5 protein-coding genes are annotated in these 7,608 nt (G+C 68.2%); 1 reads left to right on the plus strand and 4 read right to left on the minus strand.

Translation table 11 applies throughout. The features are described 5' to 3' along the window. Positions 1-54: 54 nt before the first annotated feature. The 4 genes from pdeM to QMX83_RS18670 are packed head-to-tail and all read right to left on the minus strand — an operon-like array spanning position 55 to position 5,777. Positions 55-702 carry a ligase-associated DNA damage response endonuclease PdeM gene (pdeM, locus tag QMX83_RS18655; protein WP_282298136.1) on the minus strand — a complete coding sequence of 216 codons (648 nt, stop codon included), beginning with the start codon at positions 700-702 and terminating at the stop codon, positions 55-57. Next, on the minus strand, positions 692-3,181 hold the full coding sequence (locus QMX83_RS18660) for a ligase-associated DNA damage response DEXH box helicase (RefSeq protein WP_282298137.1): 2,490 nt from the start codon (positions 3,179-3,181) through the stop codon (positions 692-694). The genes pdeM and QMX83_RS18660 overlap by 11 nt, the downstream gene beginning before the upstream one ends. Continuing rightward, the gene (locus QMX83_RS18665) at positions 3,178-4,782 is read right to left on the minus strand and encodes an ATP-dependent DNA ligase (RefSeq protein WP_282298138.1); all 1,605 of its coding nucleotides are present in this window, start codon (positions 4,780-4,782) and stop codon (positions 3,178-3,180) included. The genes QMX83_RS18660 and QMX83_RS18665 overlap by 4 nt, the downstream gene beginning before the upstream one ends. Continuing rightward, entirely contained in the window at positions 4,779-5,777 is a 999-nt protein-coding gene (locus QMX83_RS18670; protein WP_282298140.1) for a ligase-associated DNA damage response exonuclease, read from the minus strand. Before QMX83_RS18670 ends, QMX83_RS18665 begins: the two co-directional genes overlap by 4 nt. A gap of 147 nt (positions 5,778-5,924) precedes the next feature. Between QMX83_RS18670 and QMX83_RS18675 the strand changes: the two genes are divergently transcribed. Further along, positions 5,925-7,553, plus strand: coding sequence for an acyl-CoA dehydrogenase family protein (locus tag QMX83_RS18675; RefSeq protein ID WP_282298139.1), 1,629 nt, complete (start codon positions 5,925-5,927; stop codon positions 7,551-7,553). Positions 7,554-7,608 lie beyond the last annotated feature (55 nt).

Raw genomic sequence — 7,608 nt, forward strand, 5'->3', positions numbered from 1 at the left:
CGCCCTGCGTGGCTGCGCGGAGTTGGGAGGACTGCAGCCACGCAGGGCGTGGCTCTACCGTCCGACCGGCAGCGCGATGGCGTCTTCTTCGACGCACGCCACCAGTTGCTCTCCCGGCTGGATGACCGGCGCAATGCCGGCAGTGAACTGCGAGAACGCCGGCAGCACGGTCAACCGCTCGCGCAGCCAGAACGCCGGCCAGCGCCGCTGCATGCCGGGCAGCCGTGCGAGCGGGTGCAGGTGGCCACACAGCACATGTAGTGACGGATGGGCCTGCGGATCATGCCGCAGCAGGAACGGCCCGTCGCTCAGTTGAGCGCCCAGCAGCGCCACGCCCAGATCGGCTTTCGGCAATACCCGGTCGTGATTGCCGGACAACGCGCCGATCCGCAGTGACGCATGCTGTTCCCGCCATGCCTGCCATTGCCGGTACCAGGCCGCGCGATGCGCCGGTCCATGCAGCACGTCGCCCAGGATGTAGAGGGTGTCCACGGGGCGCGCCGCGATCAGCCGGGTGAGCCGTCCGATGTCTTCGCCGGTGCCGCCCGCCGGCAAGCCAATGCCGGCGCGCCGGAAGACGTCGGCTTTGCCCAGGTGCAGATCCGCGATCATCAACGTCTTCCGTGCCGGCCAATACAGCGCCCGCATGCCCAGCAGCTGCATGGGATGACCGGCCATTGTCACGGTCAGCTCAGCGCACATGACGTTTCTCCAGTTGCTCTGCGGCGCGCCGTACGCGGGTTTTCCAGTCTTCGTTGCTGACCTGTCCGCGCAGGCGCTCAGCCCATAACGGGAACGATAGCGGTCCCAGTGTTGTCGGATGGTGCAGGTCGAGGCTGCGCGCCTGGCAGCGCTGCAGTGCGTGTGCCAGACTGGTCACATCCAGCTGCGCGGTCAGTACCTCGCGCTCTGCAAGACCCAGCAGAATGTGCCCGGGGTCATGTTCGCGCAGGACGTCGTACAGCAGTCCCGCCGAGGCCTGCAGCTGGCGCAGGCTGCGCGGGGTACGGCCGGGCAGGGCGGGAATGAGCAGTCCGGAGACCCGGGCGATATCGCGGAACTGGCGGCGGGCCAGTTCGCCCAGATTGACACTGGTATGCAGGTCTTCCAGCAATCCGTCCGGTTGCAGCGCGGTGCGCAGCATGTTTTCGTCCACGGCGACTGACACGGCTGGCGCAAGTACGAAGCCATGGTCGGTGGCGGCGTAACCCACGGTATTGGCCTGCTGTCGGGTCCAGCGCAGCGCCATCAGCGCGGCCATGCCCTCGTGCACCTGTCGGCCCGCAAACGGGTAGACGAACACGAACTGACCTTCGCGCCGACGCACCACTTCCACCAGCAGCCGCTGCGGCGAGGGCAGCGCCGACAGTCGTGCCTGCAGCTGCAGCAGGGGCGACAGCCAGCGCATCTCCGGGCTCTGCGGAGCGGCGGCGATCACCGCTTCGGTGGCTTCGCCCAAGGCCTCCGACAGGGGCAGGCGGCCGCCCTGCCAGCGCGGTACCACGCCCTCGCCAGCACGTGCCACGCGCACATAGGCGGTGAGCTGTTCCAGGCGCACCAGCTCGAGCAGGCGGCCGGCAAACTGGAACCGGTCGCCCGGGCGCAGCCGGCTGACGAACTGTTCTTCCACGGCACCCAGTCGACCGCCGCGAAGAAACTGCACCTGCACGCTGCTGTCGCTGCTGATGGTGCCGATGGACAGCCGGTGGCGTAGTGCCACGCGTCGATCATGCACCCGATAGACGCCATCCTCGTCGAGGACCACTTTGTGGAAGTCCGGATACTGGGCCAGCGCCTGCCCGCCCTGCACGATGAAGTCGAGCACGCCCCGCCAGTGCGCCTCGTCCAGTGCGGCGAATGCGTGGGTGCGGCGCACCTGCGCCAGCAACGCGTCGGCGCGGAAGCCGCCGCCGAGCGCGCAGCTCACGCAATGCTGCGCCAGGACGTCCAGGGACAGCTGCAGCGGACGGCGCGCTTCGATCACACCGTGGGCGAGCGCGCGCCGCGCGGCGGCGTACTCTGCAACTTCCAGCGCGTGGGTGGGCACGCACACGATGTGGCCGGATTCACCCGGCCGATGGCGGGCACGACCGGCACGCTGCACCAGGCGCGCGATGCCCTTCGGGCTGCCCAGCTGCAGCACCTGGTCCACGGCGGGAAAGTCTACGCCCAGGTCCAGGCTGGAGGTGGCCACCACGCAGCGCAGCCGTCCCTCGCGCAGTCCCTGCTCCACAGCACGTCGCAGCTCAGGATCCAGCGAGCCGTGGTGCAGTGCCAGGGTGTCTAGCGGCTCCAGCCATACCGCAGCCAGTGCCTGGTGCCACAACTCGGCCTGCGCGCGGGTATTGGTGAACAGCAGGCTGGAGCGCACGCCGAACAGCTTCTGCTGCACGCGCTGCAGTTGACCCAGGCCCAGGTGGCCGGCCCAGGGAAAGCGTTCGTGCTGCGGTGGCAGCAGCGTTTCCAGTTGCACAGGACGCGGCCGCGCACCGCCGACCAGCGGGGCGTCGGGTTGGTCGGGCAGCAGCACCTGCCGTGCCTGCTGCAGATTGCCCAGCGTGGCCGACAGGCCCCATACCTGCATCGCGGGGAGCGCGTCGCGCAGCCGCTGCAGATTCAACTGCAGCAACACCCCGCGCTTGTTGCCCAGCAGTTCATGCCACTCGTCCACCACCACACAACGCAGGTCGCGCAGGCGCGCCATCGTATCGGGGTAACTGAGCAGCAGTGCCAGCGACTCCGGCGTTGTGACCAGTACATCCACGCGGCCCTCCCGGGCCAGTCGTTTGTCACGCGCGCTGGCATCGCCGGTACGCAGTCCTACCTGCCAGTCCAGACCCAGTTCGGCCAGGGGTTCGCGCAGCGCACGTGCGGTATCCGCCGCCAAGGCCCGCAGCGGGGTGATCCACAGCACCCGCAGCGCCGCCACGGGCTTGCGGGCACGTGCACCTGCCGTAGGTGCTGCCGGTAGCTCCCGACCGTCGGTCGGGAGGCTCATCAATCCCTGCAACAACGGTCCGCCAAACATGGCCAGCGTCTTGCCGCTGCCGGTAGGCGTATGCAGCAGGCCGGAGCGGCCCGCCAGGTAATGCCGCCACATCGTTTGCTGGAACGGCAGCGGTGACCAGCCACGCTGGGTGAACCATGCGCGCAGCCGCGCCATCGCCTCGCGGCGCGTCATCGGGCCAGTGCCTGCAGCTGGGCCAGGGTATCGGCTTCGCGCGCGGGCTTGTCATGACGCCAACGCAGAATGCGTGGAAAGCGCACGGCAATGCCCGACTTGTGCCGCGCACTGCGATTGACTGCCTCGAAGCCCAGTTCGAACACCTGTTCGCCAGGCACGCTGCGCACCGGACCAAAGCGCTCCAGGGTATGCGCGCGGATCCAGCGGTCGAGTGCGGCAATCTCCTTGTCGTCCAGCCCGGAGTACGCCTTGGCGACCGGTACCAGGCGGTCGCCGTCCCACACCGCAAAGGTGTAGTCGGTGTACAGCGTGCTGCGTCGCCCGTGACCGGCCTGGGCATAGATCAGCACGGCGTCCACGGTGAGCGGCTCGATCTTCCACTTCCACCAGTCGCCGCGCCGACGACCGCTCTGGTACGTCGAGCTGCCACGCTTGAGCATCAGCCCTTCCACCCCCCGTGCGCGTGCCTGCGCGCGCTGCGCGGCCGCGTCGTTCCAGTCGGCGGCACCCACCTCGGGCGAGAGCTGGATGCGTGGATCATCCAGCGCGGCCAGTACCGCCGCCAGTTGCTGCCGACGCCAGACCAGCGGCTGCGCGCGCAGATCCTGGCCCTGCTGTTCCAGCAGGTCGTAGGCCAGCAGCCGCACCGGGGTGTCGCGCAACGTCTTTGGACCCGGCTTGCGACGCTGGATGCGGGTCTGCAACGCGGTGAAGGGCAGCGGCTGCTGGTCCGCGTCGCGCCAGGCCAGCAGTTCGCCGTCGATCACCGTGCCGTCGGGCAATGCCTGTGCGGCCTGCTCGATCTCGGGAAATCGACCATCCAGCCGCTCTTCGCCGCGCGACCACAAGGCAGGTTCGCCCTGGCGCTTCAGAAGTTGCAGGCGGATGCCATCCCATTTCCACTCCAGCACCCAGTCTTCCACGGCACCTAAACTGTCAGCCGCAGCCTCCAGCGGGGACGCCAGGTAGAACGGGTAGGGCTGCTGGCGGTCCTGCGGCAGCTCTTCGGTCGACAGCAGTGTGGCGAGCAGGTCGGGAGACGGCACCCACTCCCCCAGCATGCGCTGGGCAATGCGCGCGATATCCAGTCCGGACAATTCGGCCAGCGCCTGCTGCACCAGTCGCTGCGATACCCCGACCCGCAATGCACCGGTCAACAGTTTGTTGAACACAAAGCGCTCACTGGCCGGCAGCTGCTGCCAGCCCGCCATCACCGCCGTGCGACGGACTTCTTCTGGCTGATTGGCCACCGTCAGAAGATGGGTTTCGATCCATTCGGCCAGCGGCCGCGCAGGTGCCGGCTGCGCAGGATCATCCAGCAGCAGGGTCAGTGTCTCGGCAAGGTCGCCCACCTGGTCGTAGCTGTCGTTGACCAGCCACGCCGGCAGTCCCGATGCCTCAGCGATCCAGGCGCGCAGCTCGGTGCTGCTGGCGATCTTCTGCCGCGCACCGCCCACCTTGCCTCCACTCAGCAGATACAGCGCCCATGCTGCGTCATGCGGGCGCGCGTGTGCGAAGTAGTCGACCAGCGCCGCACGCTTGTCCAGCGTGGCGGTACTGCGATCCAGCCGCTGGTAGAGCGCGGCGAAGGCCTTCATTCCTCGTTCCCGAAATCGGTACGGAAGGTTTCCGCGGCCACCCCGCGCTCGCGCAGAAACGGCACCAGTGCATCGGTGTTGCCGTGGGTGGCGATCACCCGCGAGGCACCGGTCTGCGCGATGGTCTGCAGCAGCGCGGGCCAATCGGCGTGGTCGGAGACCACGAAGCCGCGGTCCACGTTGCGGCGGCGACGATTGCCGCGCAGCTGCATCCACCCGGAGGCAAAACCCAGCTGGTGCCGGCCGAAGCGGCGCATCCAGGACGTGCCGGCGGCGGACGGTGGTGCCAGGATCAGGCGACCGGCGGCCTCCGGTGTGCGGCCCTGTTCGGCCACGGTGTCGGTGGCCAGCATCGTGATGCCCGCGCGGCGATACACCTCCACACCGTTGGCGATGGCCCCATGCAACCATGCGGACTGGTCGTCCAGCGGCTGCAGTTCGGCCAGCACACGCTGCGCCTTGCCCAGCGCGTAGCACAGCAGGATGGCCGCTTCGCCACGCTGCGCGCACTCCTTGCGCCAGTCCACGATCTGCGCCGCGACGTCGGCGGCGTCCTGCCAGCGATAGATCGGCAGCGCGAAGGTGGCTTCGGTGATGAAGGTGTCGCAGCGCACCACCTCGAAAGGTGCACAGGTGGGGTCTGCTTGGCGCTTGTAGTCGCCCGAGGCGACCCACACCTGGTGACCGTCGTCGATGCGCACCTGCGCAGAACCGAGCACGTGTCCGGCCGGATGCAGCGAGACCTGCACCTGCCCCAGCGTGAAGCGCGCGCCGTAGTCGTGCGCCTGCAAAGGGACCTCGCCCAGCCGCCAGCGCAGAATCGGCACGCTGTCGGCGCTGCAGTGATAGAAGCCCATGCCACTGCGTGCGTGATCGCCGTGGCCATGGGTGATCACCGCGCGCGGCACGGGCCGCCACGGGTCGATATGGAAGTCGCCGGCCGGGCAGTAGAGACCTTCCGGGCGCAGCACCACCAGATCTTCGCGGGTACCCACTGCATTCATGCCGGTACTCTGGCGTTGCTGCCGTGCACAACGTGAGAACCCGTCTCGACGTGCACATCATCGGGCGTGCACGGCTGAACAGCCTGCGCACGCGCCATGCGGCAGAATCGGACGCAACCGCCAGGAGGCCGCACGACGATGAACGATCCGTCCGCTTTCGATACCCATCACGTCGACAATCAACCACCACCGTTCGCGCCGCGGAATCTGTGGGCCGACGACGTGGTGCTGGCCGACGCCGTGCAGCGCGAAGGCGGTGGTGCGTTTGTGGAGGCGCTGCAGCAGTACGCCGGGTTGGCAGGGGACGTGCTCTACCGTCTGGGCTTTGACGCCAACCGCGACCGTCCGCGACTGCGCACGCATGACGCCCAGGGACACCGGATCGATCTCGTCGAGTTTCATCCGGCCTACCATCAGCTGATGGAGACGGCCAAGCGGCACGGGGTGGCGGGACTGTCCTGGCAGGACGGCCGCCCGGGCGCGCATGTCGCGCGCGCGGCGCTGAGCTTTCTGCATCACCAGGCCGAGGCCGGTACCAGCTGTCCGTTGACCATGACCCACGCGGCGGTGGCGGTGTTGCGCCAGTATCCGGCGTTTTCCGAATGGGCAGGCAAGGCGGCCGCCCCCACCTACGACCCGCGCGATGTGCCCATCGGCGACAAGAGCGGTATCACCCTGGGCATGGGCATGACCGAAAAACAGGGCGGCTCGGATGTGCGCAGCAATGCCACCCGCGCCGAACTGCAGGCCGATGGCAGCTACACGCTGGTCGGGCACAAGTGGTTCTTCTCCGCGCCTATGTCCGACGGCTTCCTGGTGCTGGCGCAGGCCACCGGTGGGTTGACCTGCTTCCTGATGCCGCGCCGGCTGCCCGATGGCAACCGCAACGCGTTCCGGCTGATGCGCTTGAAGGACAAGCTCGGCGACTGGTCAAACGCGTCCAGCGAGGTGGAGTTCTGTCATGCCCGGGCGCAGCGGGTGGGTGAAGAAGGGCGCGGCGTGGCGACCATCATCGGCATGGTGATGATGACGCGGCTGGACTGCATGCTCTGTGCTGCTGCCGAGATGCGCATGGCGCTGGCGCAGGCGCTGCATCACACCCGTCATCGGCGCACGTTCGGCCAGCGCTTGTGTGAGCACCCGCTGATGGCCAACGTGCTGGCCGATCTGGCGATCGAGTCCGAAGCGGCCACCAGCTTTGCCATGCGCGTGGCACGCGCGGTCGACCAGGCCGCGCACGATCCGCAGCAGGCCGCGTTCGCGCGCATTGCCACTGCGGTGGGCAAGTACTGGGTGTGCAAGCGTGCGGCGGTATTCGTCAATGAGGCACAGGAGTGCCTGGGCGGTGCGGGGTACGTGGAGGAGTCGATGCTGCCACGTCTGTATCGGCAGGCACCGCTCAATTCAATCTGGGAAGGTAGCGGCAACATCCAGTGCCTGGATGTCCTGCGTGCTCTGGCACGCGAGCCGGCGGTGCTCGCCGCGGTGGAGGCAGAGCTGGACAGCGCGCACGGACGCGATGCCCGCTACGACACCTCCCTGCAGTGGTTGCGCACGCAGTTGGCACAGGTGCCGGCGGAGGCGCAGGCGCGGGTGATTACCGAACGTCTGGCGTTGCAGTTGCAGGCGGCGGTGTTGTTGCGTGCGCAAAGCCCGATCGCTGCCGCCTTTGTGCGCTCGCGCCTGGGCGGTGAGCACGGCATGGCATTTGGCACGCTGCCGGAGGACATCGACTACACCGCGATCCTGCAGCGGGCCCTGCCGTAGCGCCACGCCCTGCGTGGCTGAAAACCGCAAAGCCACGCAGGGCGTGGCTCTACGG

The sequence above is a fragment of the Stenotrophomonas sp. PS02289 genome, from assembly GCF_029960115.1.
GTDB lineage: Bacteria > Pseudomonadota > Gammaproteobacteria > Xanthomonadales > Xanthomonadaceae > Stenotrophomonas.